The sequence below is a fragment of the Myroides sp. 1354 genome, assembly GCF_030324495.1.
GTDB lineage: Bacteria > Bacteroidota > Bacteroidia > Flavobacteriales > Flavobacteriaceae > Flavobacterium.
This window is the reverse complement of the sequence record NZ_JACAGN010000024.1, coordinates 19,445-36,526: the sequence shown is the minus strand read 5'-3', so window position 1 is coordinate 36,526 and position 17,082 is coordinate 19,445. Positions and strand designations below refer to the sequence as shown.

Here is a 17,082-nt window from a genome sequence, read left to right as displayed (position 1 = left end):
CAAAACTATAAGTACCAATATATTATCGAGGAAAAAGCGATGAGCTTTGGACGAAGATACCGCACGTAGTGCAAGGAGAATCAAGAGGAGTTAGGACTGAATTTGTATGATTATGGAGCAAGGAACTATGATGCGGCTATTGGTCGATGGATGAATGTGGATCCGTTGGCGGAGAAAATGCCGAATTGGAATCCTTATGCGTATACGTTTAATAATCCAATAAACTTTATTGATCCTACGGGAATGATTGGTGAAGATTGGGTAAAACATGAATCGCATGGACAAAGTTTTATAACATACGATTCAGGAGTAAAAAGTGTTAATGAAGCTCAAACCAAAGGATATAAAAATGTTACAAATGTTTTTAAAGAAGGGACTGGTAATTCTGGATTAGGCGAGACAATCGACTTCAAACAAGGAGGAATATATAGTGTTAATGGAGGAAATTACAAAAGTGTTCAAGAAGCAACACATATTACAGAAGGAGGCACTACTATAAATTGGAACAAAAGTTATACACAACAGGTCGCTTCTGTATTCTCAGGTATAGGAGATTTGTCAGCTGTAGGTGCTGCGACGTCAACTGCTACAGGATTTGCTGCACCAGTTGGAGCTGTATTAGGAACAATTAGTTTAGTAACTGGAGGAATTGGTGCGGGGTTAGAAGTGTTAGATGGTGTTTTTAATTCAGAAACTAAAAATATGAATAATCCAGAACAAGCTGTAACAAAAACAGCAACCAATGTTTTAGCACCAATGCTATTAAAAAAAGTACCATTAAATAATGTAGAGGGGCCTATAATAGATATGCTTATAATGGGAACAGATAAAGCCATTGATTATGGTAGAAGTAATTTAGTAGGACCATTTTATCCTGAATATGATAAGTAGAGTTTTAGTATATATATTATTGTTATTATGTGTTTATACAGTTATTCACACAATTAGAAAAAAGAATTTTTGGGATAAAAATAGAACTCTTTACAGTAATCTATTTTCTCTTAAATCTTTTATTATGGGAGTAATTTTCTCTTTAATTTTTATTTTAATGATTTTGAAAGATTGGGGTTTAATATGAAAAAAAACAAATAAATCCCGATCGCTCGGATTTAACTTCAAGCCCTTCGGCTAAAGCCTTGAGAGCAATCTGTGCATATCAATTATAGAATACAAAACCCGTTAGTCGAAAGATTAGCGGGTTTTGTAATTTATAAAATAGCTTGAGCGTTATTTAGCAAATACTTGTTTAATTTTGAAATTTTGGATGTAAGTATCCGTGACATGGAACAAGACTTTATAGTTGGTGCGTTTTCGTATTCGTTAACCAAAGTCTATTTATAATCCAAAAGTTAGTTATCTTTAACATTAGGTTATAATGGCTTTACTTGAGCCGATGCGAATAAAAACGACAAAATAGACGTTGGTGAGATCATTGAAGAAACGAACTATTATCCTTTTGGATTGGCACATAGTGGCTATAACGAGAAAAATAATACGATAGCCCAAAACTATAAGTACCAATATATTATCGAGGAAAAAGCGATGAGCTTTGGACGAAGATACCGCACGTAGTGCAAGGAGAATCAAGAGGAGTTAGGACTGAATTTGTATGATTATGGAGCAAGGAACTATGATGCGACTATTGGTCGATGGATGAATGTGGACCCGTTGGCGGAACAGTTCCCAGCATGGAATCCGTATCATTATGTACACAATAATCCGATTAATTTGGTGGATCCGACGGGGATGGTTGCTGAAAAGGGAGACGGATATTATTTTGGAAGTGATGGAACGACATACTTAGGTACAGATGGAAAAAATGATGATAAAGCATATACCTTAAAAGGAGGTTTAAAACCCAATTTAAATAATAAATCAGTTAATTGGGGAGAAAGATTAGATGCTAAACATGCAGAAAAATTAAGAAGTAATTCTACAGAACAGGAGATGTTATTGCTTTGGGGGAAAATGGGATGACTATAACAGGAGTCGGTGCTGGTATTGGTGCGCCAATAATTGGTATAGGAAATGGTATATCACTAGCGGGAAGTGCTATAGAATTCGATATTGATTTATGTGATGGGAATATGAGAGGAGCAGGTATTAATCTAGGTTTTTATATAGGTGGTAAATTAGTTGAGAAAGGATTAAATAAAGTATTACCAAGAGTAGGGAAAAAATTTGGAGAAGAAGGGGGGGAACTTAGGAACTGAAATCCTGACTTAAGGAGCATCTTTAAAAGTTAATGGAACTCAAAAAACTGTAAGTAAAAAACTAAAAGAATAATTAAAATGGGAAATGTTTTTTTGTCAATATTTTTCATAATAGGAGGATTATTATTTTTCATCATGACGCTAAAAGATGAGAAAAATAGAGATAAGGCTTTGACAACAAGTTATGTAATGCACTTAAAAGGATATTTAGGAGGGATTGGTCTTATTTTAATAGGAGTAGTAATGCTGTATAGATTTTTTTTTTGATTAAATAACTACAAACCCCGATCGCGTGGATTTAAGGTTGCAGTCCGTGCGCAAAAATTATAGAATACAAAACCCGCTAGTCATTAGATTAGCGGGTTTTCTTTTATAAAATAGCTTGAGGTTATTTAGGAAACGCTTGTTTCGTTTTTAAATTTTGGATGTAGGTATCAATATTATGGTACACTATTGTGTGAGTGACGGATGCGACCTATCGTAGAGGCGTATGCGAATACGCCCTATTGTTAAATCATTTCGTTTTTTTGCAAAAAGACAACACTTATGCTTTTTCTAAAATTAATTTCTCGGTAGGCAAGCCATCTTCTTCACCAACGAAGTAACTTTTAAACCCAAATTTTTCCAATAGTCTTTTAGAAGCAAGATTGGCAGGATCAATTAATCCAATGATAGAAGTTGAAGGGTTTGTGCGTTCAGCAATAGCCAATAAAGCTTTGCATATTTTTGTGCCATAGCCCTTTCCCCAATATTTTTCTTGCAGAATATAGCCGATTTCCAATTGCGTATTATCGCGTTTGTTCCACTCCATTTTTCCATCACCTAAATAAGTTCCTTGATTGTATATTTTGAAATAACCTAAGGCCGGATCGATTGCATTTACTTCGAGAATGGAGTTGAATTTTTTTCTCGCTTGTTTTTCTGTTAGGCCTTGACCTGCTACATAACGCATGACGTTGTCATCTTGAACAAGAGAATAAAAAATAGCAAAATCAGCAGCTGTATAACGGATAAGTTGAAGGGCTTCCATAGTTTGTTTTAAAAATAGAAACAAAGATAAGATTTTGAAGAGATAAGAAAAAGGGTTAATTAAAGCAGCTATATTAAATATAGTGAAATACCATCTTGTTGATAAAGTTCACCTTGTAGTTGAGGATTGTTTTATACCTTTAACGACATTAAAAAGATGGTTGTATGATACAGTCTAAAGTCCTTATTGTTGACGATGAAGATAAATTGCGCAAGTTGTTGTCTCGTATTATCGAGTTGGAAGGTTTTGAAGTACATCAAGCTGAAAATCTAAAGGTTACGGCAAAGAAGTTGGCGCAGCTTCCCATTGATGTTGTTTTGTGTGATGTCAAATTACCCGATGGCAATGGCGTGGCTTTTGTTGAGCAAATCAAATTAGCCCATCCTGCGGTAGAGGTGATTCTACTTACCGCTTATGGCAATATTCCCGATGGCGTACAAGCGATAAAAAATGGTGCCTTTGATTATATTACCAAGGGAGATGACAACAATAAAATATTGCCTTTGTTGTATCGCGCTTTAGAACGCGTACAAATCAACCGCAGTTTGCTATCTCAAAAGAAAGAAACAACAGATGAGATTACGGGGTTTGATCTAGTTATTGGGCAGTCGTCAGCCTTGTTAGCTGCGATTCACTTGGCGAAACGGGTAGCACCTACGCAAGCAACGGTATTATTGACAGGAGAAACGGGAACGGGGAAAGAGGTTTTTGCACAAGCCATTCATCGGGCCAGTACAAGAGGAAAACAAAATTTTGTTGCTGTAAATTGCTCAGCCTTTAGCAAAGATTTGTTGGAGAGTGAGCTGTTTGGTCATAAAGCGGGGTCTTTTACCAATGCAACCAAAGATCAAAAAGGACTCTTTGAAGAGGCGCATCAAGGAACGTTATTTTTGGATGAGATTGGAGAAATGCCTATTGAATTACAAGCAAAATTACTTCGTGTATTAGAAGTAGGAGAATTCTTAAAGATTGGCGAAACCAAACCTACGAAGGTAGATGTGCGAATTATAGCAGCTACGAATCGAGCGTTTGATACCGCCATTCAAGCAGGTCTTTTTAGGGAAGATTTGTATTATCGCCTTTCGGTATTTGAGATTCATTTACCTGCTTTAAAAGAACGCAAGGAAGATATTCCTTTATTAGCAGAGCGATTTAGAGCCCAATTTGCTACAGAACAAGGAAGTGGAGTCCAATCAATTGCGAAAGAAGCATTAGAGGCATTACAGCAGTATGCTTGGCCTGGTAATATCAGAGCATTGCGCAATGCTATGGAACGCGCGGTGATTTTGTGCACGCAGTCTGCCATACAACTTAACGATTTGCCTTATGAAGTACAACAACAAGGTATAGTTACACAAGAAGGAAGTACTGCTTTAGATTTGGCTACTGTAGAAAAATTACATATTCAAAGGGTTTTACAACATACCAAAGGCAATAAAACGAAAACAGCAGAGCTGTTGGGGATTGCTTTGACAACCCTTTACCGCAAAATGACAGAATACGAAATACAATAGTACAACAACTGCCTTCTTGAGGCGTTTGTTCATTTTAATATCCCAAAATATCCCATAGGCCTATCAAAATGATAGGCTTTTATTTTGAAAACCCTATCGTTTTGATAGGGTTTATTTTTTTGTTTATACGTCTTTTTTTGTAATGATTTGATTTTCATACTGTTGTGTTTGTTGTGCCAAAATTGGTATGCTATTCGCTTTTCCTTTGGCAAAAACAAATCAAAATGAAAACAAAAGCAACCGTAATTCAAAGGCGAAACCAGCAATTGTTTCCCAAACATTTTTTAGCGCTTGTCGCACATATTCAGCAATCAAACGTAAATCCTTAACGCATGATGTTAATAGCTTGTATTGTTTTAGGTGTGGCGTGTTTTGTACTCTTTTACAAAGCCATCCAATTTTTTGAAAACTTGTAATAGTGAAGCTTATGATTGTATTATTCATTATAGCCGTGGCTGTATTTGCCTATTTGTGTTATGTCCTACTCAAACCAGAAAAGTTTTAAAAACGCCGCCAAGGAAATTGGCGTAACACTATTAGTTTTTACGATGATTTATGGCATCGTCTATCTTATCCATCAGATTTTATTATTAATTGATTAAGTAAAATGAATACAGAAATAATTGGGATTATCGTCACTTTTTTAGTGGCTATTGGAATTTCCATTCCCTTAGGAAAATATATCGCCAAGGTTTATGCTGGTCAACCGACTTGCTTGGATGGCCTTCTGACGCCTTTAGAAAATTTAATTTACAAGAGCAGTAAAATTAAACCAGAAGAAGGCATGAATTGGAAGCAACATTTAGTTGCTTTGTTGACCATCAATGCCGTTTGGTTTGTAGTGGGCTTTGTTTTACTACTTACTCAAGGCTCTTTGCCGCTCAATCCAGATAACAACCCGAGTATGTCGGTGGATTTGGCGTTCAATACCATCATCTCCTTCTTGGTCAACTGTAATTTACAGCATTATGCAGGAGAAACGGGAGTAACCTACTTAACTCAAATGGCTTTGATGTTCTTGCAATTTGTGAGTGCAGCAACGGGAATGGCTGCCGCTGTAGTAGTATTTGAGGCGTTTAAACAGAAAACAACCATACTATTGGGGAATTTTTATGTGTATTTCCTCAAATCATTGACGCGTATCTTATTGCCTTTGAGCTTGGTAGTAGCGGTAATTTTAATCTTTCAAGGAACCCCCATGACGTTTGAGGGCAAGGATACTATCACCACCTTAGAAGGACAACAAGTAGAGGTGTCTCGTGGTCCAGCTGCCGCTTTTATTGCAATCAAACACTTGGGAACCAATGGAGGAGGATTCTTTGGAACGAACTCTGCCCATCCTTTTGAGAATCCTACCTATTTAACCAATATGACTGAGATGATTGCTCAATTGATCATTCCCTTGGCCATGGTATTCGCCTTTGGTTTTTACATCAACCGCAAGCGATTCTCTTGGATGATCTTTGGTGTGATGACCGTCGGATTTTTGTGTTTAGCGATTCCCAATATTGGAATGGAAGCGCATGGCAATCCCAATATAGCAGCTATGGGAATTGACAATAGTCAGGGGGCAATGGAAGGAAAAGAAGTGCGAATAGGAGCGGCAGCTTCTGGTTTTTGGAGTATTGTTACAACCGTTATTTCCACAGGATCCGTCAACTCCATGCACGATAGTACCATGCCTTTATCGGGTATGAATCAGTTGCTGGCTATGATGATTAACGCTTTCTATGGTGGCGTTGGTGTTGGGATTTTGAACTTTTTTGTGTTCATTGTTTTAGCGGTCTTTATCAGTGGCTTGATGGTTGGAAGGACTCCAGAGCTCTTTGGTAAAAAGATAGAAGCGAAAGAGATGAAAATAGCCATGATTATTGCACTTATTCACCCCCTTTTAATTTTGAGTAGTACGGCTTTAGGAGTGGCTTTTCCCGAAATGACAAAGGATACCTTAAATAATCCTTCCTTTCACGGATTTAGCGAAATACTGTATGAATATACTTCGGCGGCAGCCAATAACGGCAGTGGATTTGAGGGACTAGGGGACAATACACCTTGGTGGAATTTTTCAACGGGAATTATCTTGCTCTTAGGGCGTTTCTTACCCATTATAGGGCCAGTGGCTCTGGCTGGATTTCTCGCACAGAAGAACTATGTACCCGAGAGTGCTGGAACCTTGGCTACAGATACCGCAACCTTTGGAACAATTGTGTTGACCGTTATCCTAATTGTTGCAGCTTTAGCCTTCTTCCCTGTATTAACCTTGGGACCTATTGCAGATTACTTTACTCTAACACACGTATAAAAATGGCAACTCAAAATAATAAGGCTCTTTTTCAAAAAGAAGTAGTGATGAAAGCACTCAAAGAAGCTTTTATCAAATTAGATCCGCGAACACTCATTCACAATCCCGTGATGTTTACCGTAGAAATCGGAACCGCCATTATGCTTGGGGTTTGTATTTGGATTCTAACAGGAGAACAAAGTCAAGGAAGTTTTGGTTATAACTTTTCGATTTTCTTGTTGCTGTTGATCACGCTGTTGTTTGCCAACTTTGCAGAGGCCATTGCCGAAGCAAGAGGAAAAGCACAGGCGGATAGCTTGCGCAAAACCAGAGAGGAAACACCAGCTACTTTAGAAGATGGAACTCAAGTGTCTTCCTCAACTTTGCAAAAAGGAATGATTTTTTGTTGTGTAGCTGGAGATATTATTCCCGCTGATGGTGAAATTATCGAAGGGTTAGCAACGATTGACGAAAGCGCCATTACAGGAGAAAGTGCGCCTGTGATACGCGAGGCAGGGGGAGATAAAAGTTCCGTAACAGGGGGAACAAAAGTCTTGTCAGATCGTATCAGAGTGCGTGTAACAGCCCAAGCAGGGGAAAGTTTCTTGGATAAAATGATTGCTTTAGTCGAAGGAGCAAACAGACAAAAATCACCCAATGAAATCGCCTTGACGATTTTATTAGCTGGATTTACTCTCGTATTTACTTTGGTTATTATAACGTTGAAACCCTTTGCTGATTTTGCCAATGTGGCCATTACGATTGGGGCGTTGATTTCTCTTTATGTCTGTTTAATTCCCACCACCATTGGCGGTTTATTATCCGCTATTGGAATTGCGGGAATGGATCGCGCCTTGAGAGCCAACGTCATTACCAAAAGTGGTAAGGCCGTAGAAACAGCAGGAGATATTGACGTTTTGCTCTTGGATAAAACGGGAACGATTACGATTGGAAACCGCAAAGCTACCCATTTTCACCTAGCAAAAGGTGTGGAAGCCGCTGTATTGATTCAAGCAGCCGTGTTGAGTTCACTCAGTGACAATACGCCAGAAGGGAAATCGATTATTGAATTAGCACAAGTAGACCCCAGCAATTTTGTTGTGGAACAACCTCGCTTTATTTCGTTTACTGCTGAAACGCGAAGTTCAGGTATTGATTATGGAGATATTCGCATTCGAAAAGGAGCGGTGGATGCCATCAAAAACAATTGTCTACAAGCAGGAAATTCATTCCCTCAGGAAGTAGAGGATTGCGTCAGAAAAGTAGCGGAAAACGGAGGTACTCCTTTGGTTGTATCACAGAATGAAAGAGTATTGGGGGTAATAGAATTACAAGATATTATCAAACCAGGCATTCAAGAGCGTTTTGCTCGATTGAGAAAAATGGGAATTAAAACGGTAATGGTAACAGGAGATAATCCCATGACTGCACAGTATATCGCTATGAAAGCGGGAGTGGATGATTTTATTGCGGAGGCCAAACCCGAAGACAAGATGAATTACATCAAACAAGAACAAGCAGAAGGAAGATTGGTAGCGATGATGGGGGATGGAACGAATGATGCCCCTGCTTTAGCACAAGCCAATGTTGGAGTTGCAATGAATAGCGGAACACAAGCGGCAAAAGAAGCGGGAAATATGGTGGATTTAGACAATGATCCAACCAAGTTGATTGAAGTAGTAGAAATCGGAAAACAGTTGCTGATGACACGTGGAACGCTGACTACCTTCAGTATTGCCAATGACGTAGCCAAGTATTTTGCCATTATTCCCGCCTTGTTTATTACGGCGATTCCCGCCTTACAAGGATTGAATATTATGCAGCTACACAACCCGCAAAGTGCTATTCTTTCAGCAGTTATTTTCAATGCGATTATCATTCCTTTTCTGATTCCATTAGCGTTAAGAGGAGTTGCTTATAAACCGATTGGAGCAAGCGCTTTACTACGTCGAAATTTATTAATCTACGGATTAGGCGGTGTTCTAGTCCCTTTTATAGGCATCAAATTGATTGACCTTTTTGTCTCATTATTTATTTAATAAACACATGAAAAACAATTTATTACCATCGACTATATTAACTACTACTTTAATTGTGTTGTTAGGGGGGATTTACCCTTTCGTCTTATGGGGAATTGCTCAAGTAGCTCCCCAGGCAGGAGGTGGATTTACGGTAGAAAGTGAGAAGGGAAGACAATATGCCAATATTGGGCAAGCCTTTACATCAGATCAGTACTTTTGGTCGCGTCCTTCCGCAGTGGACTACGATGCTGGTGGATCTGGTGCGAGTAATAAAGCTGCGTCAAATTCAGCATATTTAGCTACGGTACAAGAGCGCATAGACGATTTTATGGCAAAGAATCCAACGGTAGAAAAGCAAGAGATTCCCGTGGATTTGGTCACGGCTAGTGGGAGTGGGTTAGATCCTCATATTTCGGTAGAGGCTGCTTATGTACAAATAGCGCGTATTGCACAACAAAGAGGCCTTGAAATGAATCAATTGGAACAGTTGGTTGCAGCACATATACAACAACCTTTGTTTGGCATATTGGGACCAAAAACGATTAATGTAGTAGAATTAAATATCGCATTAGATGCTTTACGATAGCATGAAGGAAAAATTTGCGTTGGTGGGGGTGCTTTTGTGTAGTGCACTCACTTTTTCAAGTGGATATGCCCAAGAGCCTCAATGGATGGAGAAGGTGAAGGTATCTGCCTACGGGGAATTGTATTATCTCTATAATTTGAATCAGCCTAAATCAGGTGACGTAGCGCCTTTTTTGTATTCCTATCATCGACACAATGAAGTTAATCTAAACTTTGGGATGGTCAAATTGCAGTATGAACAAGAACGCGTTCGAGCCAATTTTGCTTTGATGGCAGGTACTTATGTACAAGCAAATCTCGCGAATGAACCTGATGGATTAAAAAACCTATACGAAGCCAATATAGGAGTGAAATTGTCTCCTTCGCATGAATTGTGGTTGGATGCGGGGATTATGCCTTCACATATCGGTTTTGAAAGCAATATTGGAGCGGATATCATGACGATGACACGCAGTATGATGGCAGAAAACTCCCCTTATTTTTCCTCTGAGGTAAAACTGACTTATGGAACACCAAACAAAAAATGGTTGATTGCTTTGCACCTGATGAATGGATGGCAACGGATTCAACGTCCAGAAGGTAATTCTACGTTAGCTGTTGGGCATCAAGTCGCTTATCGTCCAAATGATTCATGGACGTTCAATAGTAGCTCTTTTATTGGAAGTGATACACCTGATGATGCGCGAAAAATACGTTATTTCCATCACGCCAATATTGCGTATCAGTTCAATGAACAGCTGAATTTTCTCTTGGGGTTTGATCTTGGATTTCAACAAAAGGAAAAGAATAGTAAAGACTATAGTTCTTGGTATGCACCTTTGATTATGGGACAATACAAGTTAAGCGATCAATGGCGTATAGCAGCTAGAGTAGAGTATTATTGTGATGAAGACGGGATTATTATACCAACGGATACAGCCCGTGGTTTTCAAACTTTTGGATATTCGATGAATGTGGATTATCAAATTACGAAAGAGGTGTTGTGGAGAGTTGAGGCTCGATCCCTCCAAAGTAAAGAGGCAATCTTTACAAGAAACGACCGTAAAGTATCGGAGCAAGTTATGATTGGAACTAGTATATCAATTCACTTGTAGATGGAAAGAGAAACACGCCAAAGCGCGGAAGACTTTTTAGCGCTAATTCGCCGATCCAAACGGGGGAAGTTTAAAGTCTACATAGGAATGAGTGCAGGTGTAGGGAAAACCTACCGCATGTTGATGGAAGCTCGGGATTTAGTGCAGAAAGGCATAGATGTGAAGTTGGGTTTTATCGAAACACATCATCGCAAGGACACCCATGCTTTACTCGAAGGATTGCCTATAATACCGAGAAAAGAGGTGTTTTATAAAGGCAAAAGAGTAGAAGAATTGGATTTGGAGGCTATTTTACAAGATCGACCTGAAATCGTAATTATAGATGAATTGGCACATTCAAATATTGCAGGAAGTAAACACGCCAAGCGCTGGCAAGATGTAATGGAACTATTAGAAGCAGGGATTCACGTAATATCTGCTTTGAATATTCAACACATTGAAAGCCTACATCAAGCTGTGAAGGAAATTACGTCTATTGATGTAACAGAACGCGTACCCGATAAAGTGATCCAAGAAGCAGATGAGGTGGTTAATATTGACCTGACCGCAGATGATTTGATTGAGCGTTTAAAGACAGGAAAGATTTATCCACCAGAAAAAATACCAACCGCTTTACAACATTTTTTTACTTCATCCAATATTTTGCAACTAAGAGAATTGGCGTTGAAGGAAGTGGCCTCCCACGTAGAAAATAAGGTAGCGGCAGAGGTTAGCATGTCCATTTTAGTGAAACCGAGCCGATTTATGGCTTGCATTAGTTCGAATGATAAAAATGCAAAAAACGTCATCCGAAAAACCGCTCGTTTGGCGAGTTACCTCAATTCAAAATGGTATGTGCTCTATGTACAAACACCAAAAGAACACCCCAATAAAATTGCATTGGATAAACAACGCCATTTGATTAATAATTTTAAATTAGCTACAGAATTGGGCGCGGAAATCATTAAAAGTGAGCATCCTAATATTGCCAAGGCCATTCTGACTCAAGTGGAACAGCGACAGATTACGACAATCTGTATTGGAAAACCTCGTTTGCGCTTGTATCAGATTATTTTGGCTACCAATGTATTCAATCAACTATTGAAGAAGTTAACTTCTTTGCCTATTGATATTATAATTTTTTCGAAATGAGAATCAAAACAAAACTGACGTTAGGATTGGGCTTATTGTTTACTCTGATTGTATTCTTAGGAGGAATAGGAGCAGTGTATATTCACTTTTTAAAGCTAGATACCCGCAATATTTTACACGATAACTACAATTCCCTCTTGTACGCGAAGAGTATGTTACGTGCTTTAGATCAGCAGGGAGATCGTCGTTTGGTTCAGTTTGAAGAACAGCTGAGAAATCAAGAAGGTAATGCAACAGAAGTGGGAGAGAAAGAAATGAATGCAACGTTGCGCAACTATTTTGAATCCTACAAAAAGAACGGACAACGTACCGAGGATCTCTTGCAAATTCGAGAATGGCTGATTGAAGTGATGGAGATGAATATGCAGGCCATTGAGCTCAAAAGTGAATTGGCCAATAAAACAGCTGTCCAAGCCACTATTTGGATTGCGATTGCTGGTGTTGCCTGTTTTGTCATTGCCTTGGGATTGCTAATTAATTTACCCTCCAATATTGCAGATCCCATTCAGAAGTTGACAGCAAGTATCAAGCAAATTGCCAGTAGTAACTACAAAGAACGCGTTTTTTTGGATAAACACGATGAATTTGGCGAGTTGGCACAGTCATTCAATACGATGGCTCAAAAACTCGAAGAATACAACAACAGTCACCTGGCAAAACTCATGCGTCAGAAAAAGAGAATTGAAGCGCTAATCAACAGTATGTCAGATGTGGTTATTGGGTTGGATGAAAATATGCAAGTCATTTTTGTCAATGAAGAAGCTTGTAAAGTACTCGGGCTTTCAGAAGAAGAAATGGTAGGGAAAAGTAGCAAAGATATTGCGATTTACAATGATTTGATGCGTATGTTATTAAAGGAAATTACAGTGCCTCAGGCAGAGAAAGAACCCTTTACAATTATGCACAACGATAGGGAAAATTACTTTGACCAGCAGTTCTTACACATTGAAATCACCCCAACAGGAGAAACGGATAAAGAGCTAGTAGGTCATGTGATTATACTGAAAAACATCACGGAATTTAAGGAATTGGATGCCGCTAAAACGCGGTTTATTGCTACAGTTTCTCATGAGTTTAAAACGCCAATTTCTGCTATGAAAATGAGTTTGCAATTGTTGGAAAATGACCGAATCGGATCCTTGAATGAAGAACAGCGTATTTTGGTGGATAGTATTCAGGATGATGTAGGGCGTTTGCTAAAAATAACCTCAGAGTTATTGAATCTAACCCAAATTGAAAGTGGAAAAATTACAATGAATATGAAACCTTGTGAGGTTCAGCAAATTGTACACTATGCAGTTGAAGCCAATCACATGCAAGCAGAACAAAAACAGATTCAAATCGCACTTAAATTGCCTGAAACAATGCAGCCAATCAAAGTGGATATAGAAAAAACCACGTGGGTATTGACTAATTTAATTGCCAATGCAATTAACTACTCACATGAATCTTCCGTTATTGAAGTTAGTGTGAATCAAGAAGTTGATTGTACGACCCTCAAAGTCAAAGATGAGGGGATAGGGATTCCGCCTGAATATTTAAATCGCGTATTTGATCGTTATTTTAGGGTGCCAGGAACCCATAGAGAAGGAACAGGCTTAGGACTTTCCATTAGTAAAGAATTTATTGAAGCCCAACAGGGTACTATTAAAGTAAATAGTGAATATGGCGTAGGTAGTGAATTTATTTTAACGGTACAAAATGGTAGTGTACTTGCATAAAAATAGAAAACCATAAAAGACAATGTAGCTTGTATTTATGTTTTTTTTATTGGATATCTCCTGATGTAGTAAGCGTTATTTTATACACACATCGTTGTCCTTCTGTCAGCAGATGAGAAATTCGCTCTACGGTGTGCTCTTGACCTAATAATGCCTTAAAATTCGCCAATTCAGTTCGACAAAAACCTTGACAAACTGTGGCTGCGGCACAAATAGGACAATGGTTTTCAATGAGGAAGTAAACCCCATTCTGATGCTCCCAATGTGCCATATATCCCTCTTCAGAGCGAATCTGAGTAAGTAAATCTAATTTTTGTTCTAAACTAATCGCCTTTTCTAAGTGCTTCTCATAGCGAGCATACACTTTTTTCTCTCGTTCGCTAATCAGTAAATCTAAGGCATTATCGCCCAATAAGGTTTTAACAGCATGCAGTAATTCAACGGTTACTTCCGCATGAGCATCGGGAAGTCGACTTAAACCTTTATCCGTTAATTTATAATACGTAATCGGTCGACCAACTCCTTCACTTTTACCAAAGCTAACAATCAATTCTTCTTCTACTAATTTCAAGAGATTCAATCTCGCACCTTCTTTGGTTTGCTGCAATTCTGCTGCTAACATAGCAGCTGTTATTTCTGTATTCACCTTGGTGAATTTCAAGATTTGATCAACAAGAAGTTTTTTCATTTGACAAAATAAAGTTGTTTTATTTGGGAGCCAAGGTAATATAAATCATCGATATCCACTAAGGAATATACGATTGAAATTGAATTGAATTCTAGTTTTTAGAAGTTAAAAGAAAACGCGATTAAACAAGTTTGATTTAATAAAACAATAAAAACTTGTTTAAATATATTTATTCGTTAGATTTGTAATCAAATGAAAGTAAATTTATGTCATCAGAACCTTTTGTCAATAAAGTAGAAGCGTCAGGTATTATTGCCTTTGACCTCATCGATTATCGTCCCGAGATTGAAATTGTTGGATTTGATCTCAAACAATTGTTGTTTATGGAGATGATTATCAAAGAAAAAGAGTTTCGCACTGCTTTAGCTGAGATTGATTTTTCCCAATATAAAGATAAAGCCGTAGCCTTGTATTGTAGTGTAGATACCATCATTCCTTCTTGGGTGTATATGGTATTAGCCAACAAGTTACACGAGTATGCTCGCTGTGTCGATTTTAAAGATGAAACTGCTTTAGAATTGGATTTGTGGAGATCAGGTGTAGCAGCAGCAGATTTGACCTCTTTTAAAGGAGAAAAAGTAGTGGTGAGAGCAAGACCTCAAATCCCTCCAACCTTGTATATATTGGCTACTGATTTATTAAAACCCTTAGTCAAAGTGTTGATGTATGGAGAAATAGGAATGCCCAAAGTAATTTTTAAATAACTTAATTTCCGTTGTTGTATAAAAGTCCAGAAAGTAATTTGCTTTTTGGGCTTTTTTATTTTGTACTAAAGCGGCACAACCACTGTTAATATTGTACCTTCTCCCTGTTTGGAATGAAGCGATAAGGTCGCATTAATTTGTTGAGAACGCTCCTTCATATTTGAAATTCCCATCCCTTTTCCATCTGTTTTTTCGAAGCCAATGCCATTGTCGCAGATAATGAGTTTAAAAGAGGAAGACGTATAGTGAAAGACGATGGTACAAAGGGTAGCTTTAGAATATTTGTTGACGTTTTGTATTCCTTCTTGTAATATGTAAAAAAGATTGATTTTTGTGTTGGCATCGAGTTTTTCAAAGTTAATTTGTTGATCAAACTCAACAGAGAAACGCGTTTTCCAAGCATTGACTTGAAAAGAAACTAAATCTGTGACCACTTGTTCAAATTGATGCTCGTTAAATAAGTTAGACACTTATATATTTCATTGTACCAATGGTAGGTAATAACTAAAAATGACTTGAATTTTAAAATTCGAGTCATTTTTGTTAGATAGTAGTTCTAATATTTTTGAAATATTCATTAAGTTCTTTATTTATTTCTTCTGAACCAAAAATATTTTTTAATGTAGTTATATGTTCATTATTTGAAAGTAAAGGAACATTATCTAATGTAAATTCTATTTTTTTTGAATCAATATAACTCAATACCATATTAAAATCAAATTGTATAATTTTATAAGATGCAGAAAATCTTGATAATAAACTATATCCATTTTCATCTTTTTCTTTCTCACCTATTGAAATCTGATAACTTTGTGATAATCTAAGTTTATTATCATATCTATTTAATATATCTTCCAATTTTAATTTAACACTTTCAAGAATTTCTTCTTTTTTCATATGATACATAGTTTTGTTTTTAAAGTAAGGTATAAATTTACCTAAAAACTTATATAAAGCAATTTTTGTTAATGCAAAGTATCTTTTTATTTTATTCATAATGTTTTGAATTTCTTATAATTATAATCTAACAACAAAACATATAAGCACTTTAAATTATTTATACTTTTAATAAAAATTAATCAAATAATGTTTTTTACTTTCGTTAAAAAGTATTAAATTAAATAAAAAAATGAATTCAAATACTATAATATTTAAATCATTAATTAATTTGATGGAAACTTTGCAAACCGAAAATGATTGTAGAGAATATTTAGAAAACTTAAGATGGAATAATGAACCTATTTGTCCACATTGTGGAAGTGTATCAGAAAATCATTATAGATTAAGAGCTAAAGGTATATTTAATGGAATGTATAAATGCAAACATTGTAGAAATAGATTTACTGTAACTATAGGTACTATGTTTGAAGGTTCGCATATTAAATTGAAAAAATGGTTTCTAGCTATATATCTATTTGCTTCACATAAAAAAGGTATTAGTAGCGTACAATTATCAAAAGATATTAATGTAACTCAAAAGACTGCTTGGTTTATGCTAAGTAGAATACGTCATAATTTTAGAGATAAATCAGAAGTTGTATTTGAAGGTATTACTCAAGTTGACGAAACTTATATTGGAGGTAAAAATAAAAATAGAAGTAAAAACAAGAAAATTGATAATACTCAAGGTAGAAGTTTAAAATCTAAAATACCTGTATTTGGATTAATTTCTAATGGATATGTATACACTAAGGTTATTCCTGATACTAAAGGTAAAACTTTAAAAGGTATTATAGATGACTTAGTAGTTAAAGGTTCTATTATTGTATCTGATGGATGGAAAGGTTATAAAGGACTTTCTAAAGAATATATCCATAAAATAATTGAACATAATAAAGGAATATATGTTAAAGATCAATTCCATACAAATAGTATAGAAGGCTTTTGGAGTCAACTAAAAAGAGGTATTATTGGTATATACCACATAACAAGTCCAAAACACCTATCAAAATATTGTAATGAATTTACCTTCAGATTCAATACAAGAAAATTAACTGATGGTGAACGATTCAACCTTGCCCTAATATCAGCGGATGATAAACTTGAATATAAAGAACTTATAGATAAGTTTTAAAAATAATATTGATTTATATTATTTAA

17 protein-coding genes are annotated in these 17,082 nt (G+C 36.7%); 13 read left to right on the top strand and 4 right to left on the bottom strand.

All coding sequences use genetic code 11. The annotated features are described in order from the left end of the window. The first annotated feature begins 102 nt into the window (after positions 1-102). The 3 genes from HX004_RS16835 (at position 103) to HX004_RS16825 (ending at position 2,213) form a co-directional block, all read left to right on the top strand. Positions 103-891 carry an RHS repeat-associated core domain-containing protein gene (locus tag HX004_RS16835; protein ID WP_502888491.1) on the top strand — a complete coding sequence of 263 codons (789 nt, stop codon included), beginning with the start codon at positions 103-105 and terminating at the stop codon, positions 889-891. Between the two features lie 714 nt (positions 892-1,605). Further along, complete coding sequence (locus HX004_RS16830) at positions 1,606-1,977, top strand: RHS repeat-associated core domain-containing protein (protein ID WP_502888490.1); 372 nt, start codon at positions 1,606-1,608, stop codon at positions 1,975-1,977. Then, positions 1,974-2,213 carry a nucleoside triphosphate pyrophosphohydrolase family protein gene (locus HX004_RS16825; protein WP_286443893.1) on the top strand — a complete coding sequence of 80 codons (240 nt, stop codon included), beginning with the start codon at positions 1,974-1,976 and terminating at the stop codon, positions 2,211-2,213. Before HX004_RS16830 ends, HX004_RS16825 begins: the two co-directional genes overlap by 4 nt. Positions 2,214-2,757: 544 nt before the next feature. On the opposite strand, the gene HX004_RS16820 is transcribed toward HX004_RS16825, so the two are convergent. Next, entirely contained in the window at positions 2,758-3,243 is a 486-nt protein-coding gene (locus tag HX004_RS16820; RefSeq protein WP_286443892.1) for a GNAT family N-acetyltransferase, read from the bottom strand. A 164-nt stretch (positions 3,244-3,407) separates the two neighbouring features. Here HX004_RS16820 and HX004_RS16815 point away from each other — a divergent pair, with 164 nt between their 5' ends. The 8 genes from HX004_RS16815 to HX004_RS16785 all read left to right on the top strand — a co-directional run bounded on the left by HX004_RS16815 (position 3,408) and on the right by HX004_RS16785 (position 13,590). Then, the gene (locus HX004_RS16815; RefSeq protein WP_286443891.1) at positions 3,408-4,757 is read left to right on the top strand and encodes a sigma-54-dependent transcriptional regulator; all 1,350 of its coding nucleotides are present in this window, start codon (positions 3,408-3,410) and stop codon (positions 4,755-4,757) included. Positions 4,758-5,184: 427 nt separating this feature from the next. Beyond that, the gene (gene kdpF / locus HX004_RS17740; RefSeq protein ID WP_353620020.1) at positions 5,185-5,262 is read left to right on the top strand and encodes a K(+)-transporting ATPase subunit F; all 78 of its coding nucleotides are present in this window, start codon (positions 5,185-5,187) and stop codon (positions 5,260-5,262) included. 102 nt (positions 5,263-5,364) lie between these two features. Beyond that, positions 5,365-7,059 (top strand): potassium-transporting ATPase subunit KdpA, encoded by a 1,695-nt coding sequence (gene kdpA / locus HX004_RS16810; protein WP_286443890.1) that lies wholly within the window; start codon positions 5,365-5,367, stop codon positions 7,057-7,059. 2 nt (positions 7,060-7,061) lie between these two features. Beyond that, the gene (gene kdpB, locus HX004_RS16805) at positions 7,062-9,077 is read left to right on the top strand and encodes a potassium-transporting ATPase subunit KdpB (RefSeq protein ID WP_286443888.1); all 2,016 of its coding nucleotides are present in this window, start codon (positions 7,062-7,064) and stop codon (positions 9,075-9,077) included. Between the two features lie 7 nt (positions 9,078-9,084). Further along, positions 9,085-9,645 carry a potassium-transporting ATPase subunit KdpC gene (gene kdpC, locus HX004_RS16800; protein WP_286443885.1) on the top strand — a complete coding sequence of 187 codons (561 nt, stop codon included), beginning with the start codon at positions 9,085-9,087 and terminating at the stop codon, positions 9,643-9,645. Beyond that, positions 9,632-10,738: a porin gene (locus HX004_RS16795; RefSeq protein WP_286443884.1), complete on the top strand. Its 1,107-nt coding sequence runs from the start codon at positions 9,632-9,634 to the stop codon at positions 10,736-10,738. Before kdpC ends, HX004_RS16795 begins: the two co-directional genes overlap by 14 nt. Next, entirely contained in the window at positions 10,739-11,869 is a 1,131-nt protein-coding gene (locus tag HX004_RS16790) for a sensor protein KdpD (protein WP_286443883.1), read from the top strand. It begins immediately after the preceding gene. Next, positions 11,866-13,590 (top strand): sensor histidine kinase, encoded by a 1,725-nt coding sequence (locus HX004_RS16785; protein ID WP_286443881.1) that lies wholly within the window; start codon positions 11,866-11,868, stop codon positions 13,588-13,590. Before HX004_RS16790 ends, HX004_RS16785 begins: the two co-directional genes overlap by 4 nt. A 46-nt stretch (positions 13,591-13,636) precedes the next feature. Here the strand turns inward: HX004_RS16785 and HX004_RS16780 are convergent, their stop codons facing one another. Next, positions 13,637-14,278, bottom strand: coding sequence for a helix-turn-helix transcriptional regulator (locus tag HX004_RS16780; RefSeq protein ID WP_286443879.1), 642 nt, complete (start codon positions 14,276-14,278; stop codon positions 13,637-13,639). Between the two features lie 206 nt (positions 14,279-14,484). Between HX004_RS16780 and HX004_RS16775 the strand changes: the two genes are divergently transcribed. After that, a complete protein-coding gene (locus tag HX004_RS16775) occupies positions 14,485-14,982 on the top strand; it encodes a DUF2480 family protein (RefSeq protein ID WP_286443877.1) in 498 nt (165 codons plus the stop codon). Between the two features lie 65 nt (positions 14,983-15,047). On the opposite strand, the gene HX004_RS16770 is transcribed toward HX004_RS16775, so the two are convergent. Further along, positions 15,048-15,452: a sensor histidine kinase gene (locus HX004_RS16770; protein ID WP_286443873.1), complete on the bottom strand. Its 405-nt coding sequence runs from the start codon at positions 15,450-15,452 to the stop codon at positions 15,048-15,050. Between the two features lie 73 nt (positions 15,453-15,525). Next, complete coding sequence (locus HX004_RS16765) at positions 15,526-15,978, bottom strand: hypothetical protein (RefSeq protein WP_286443871.1); 453 nt, start codon at positions 15,976-15,978, stop codon at positions 15,526-15,528. A gap of 133 nt (positions 15,979-16,111) precedes the next feature. Here HX004_RS16765 and HX004_RS16760 point away from each other — a divergent pair, with 133 nt between their 5' ends. Continuing rightward, positions 16,112-17,056, top strand: a complete 945-nt coding sequence (locus HX004_RS16760; RefSeq protein ID WP_353620019.1) for an IS1595 family transposase — start codon at positions 16,112-16,114, stop codon at positions 17,054-17,056. Positions 17,057-17,082: the final 26 nt, after the last annotated feature.

Bases quoted from the DNA above. Each gene is read 5' to 3' on its own strand.
- HX004_RS16825 (WP_286443893.1), top strand. From the start codon at position 1,974: ATGACTATAACAGGAGTCGGTGCTGGTATTGGTGCGCCAATAATTGGT.
- HX004_RS16820 (WP_286443892.1), bottom strand. From the start codon at position 3,243: ATGGAAGCCCTTCAACTTATCCGTTATACAGCTGCTGATTTTGCTATT.
- HX004_RS16815 (WP_286443891.1), top strand. From the start codon at position 3,408: ATGATACAGTCTAAAGTCCTTATTGTTGACGATGAAGATAAATTGCGC.
- kdpF (WP_353620020.1), top strand. From the start codon at position 5,185: ATGATTGTATTATTCATTATAGCCGTGGCTGTATTTGCCTATTTGTGT.
- kdpA (WP_286443890.1), top strand. From the start codon at position 5,365: ATGAATACAGAAATAATTGGGATTATCGTCACTTTTTTAGTGGCTATT.
- kdpB (WP_286443888.1), top strand. From the start codon at position 7,062: ATGGCAACTCAAAATAATAAGGCTCTTTTTCAAAAAGAAGTAGTGATG.
- kdpC (WP_286443885.1), top strand. From the start codon at position 9,085: ATGAAAAACAATTTATTACCATCGACTATATTAACTACTACTTTAATT.
- HX004_RS16795 (WP_286443884.1), top strand. From the start codon at position 9,632: ATGCTTTACGATAGCATGAAGGAAAAATTTGCGTTGGTGGGGGTGCTT.
- HX004_RS16790 (WP_286443883.1), top strand. From the start codon at position 10,739: ATGGAAAGAGAAACACGCCAAAGCGCGGAAGACTTTTTAGCGCTAATT.
- HX004_RS16785 (WP_286443881.1), top strand. From the start codon at position 11,866: ATGAGAATCAAAACAAAACTGACGTTAGGATTGGGCTTATTGTTTACT.
- HX004_RS16780 (WP_286443879.1), bottom strand. From the start codon at position 14,278: ATGAAAAAACTTCTTGTTGATCAAATCTTGAAATTCACCAAGGTGAAT.
- HX004_RS16775 (WP_286443877.1), top strand. From the start codon at position 14,485: ATGTCATCAGAACCTTTTGTCAATAAAGTAGAAGCGTCAGGTATTATT.
- HX004_RS16765 (WP_286443871.1), bottom strand. From the start codon at position 15,978: ATGAATAAAATAAAAAGATACTTTGCATTAACAAAAATTGCTTTATAT.
- HX004_RS16760 (WP_353620019.1), top strand. From the start codon at position 16,112: ATGAATTCAAATACTATAATATTTAAATCATTAATTAATTTGATGGAA.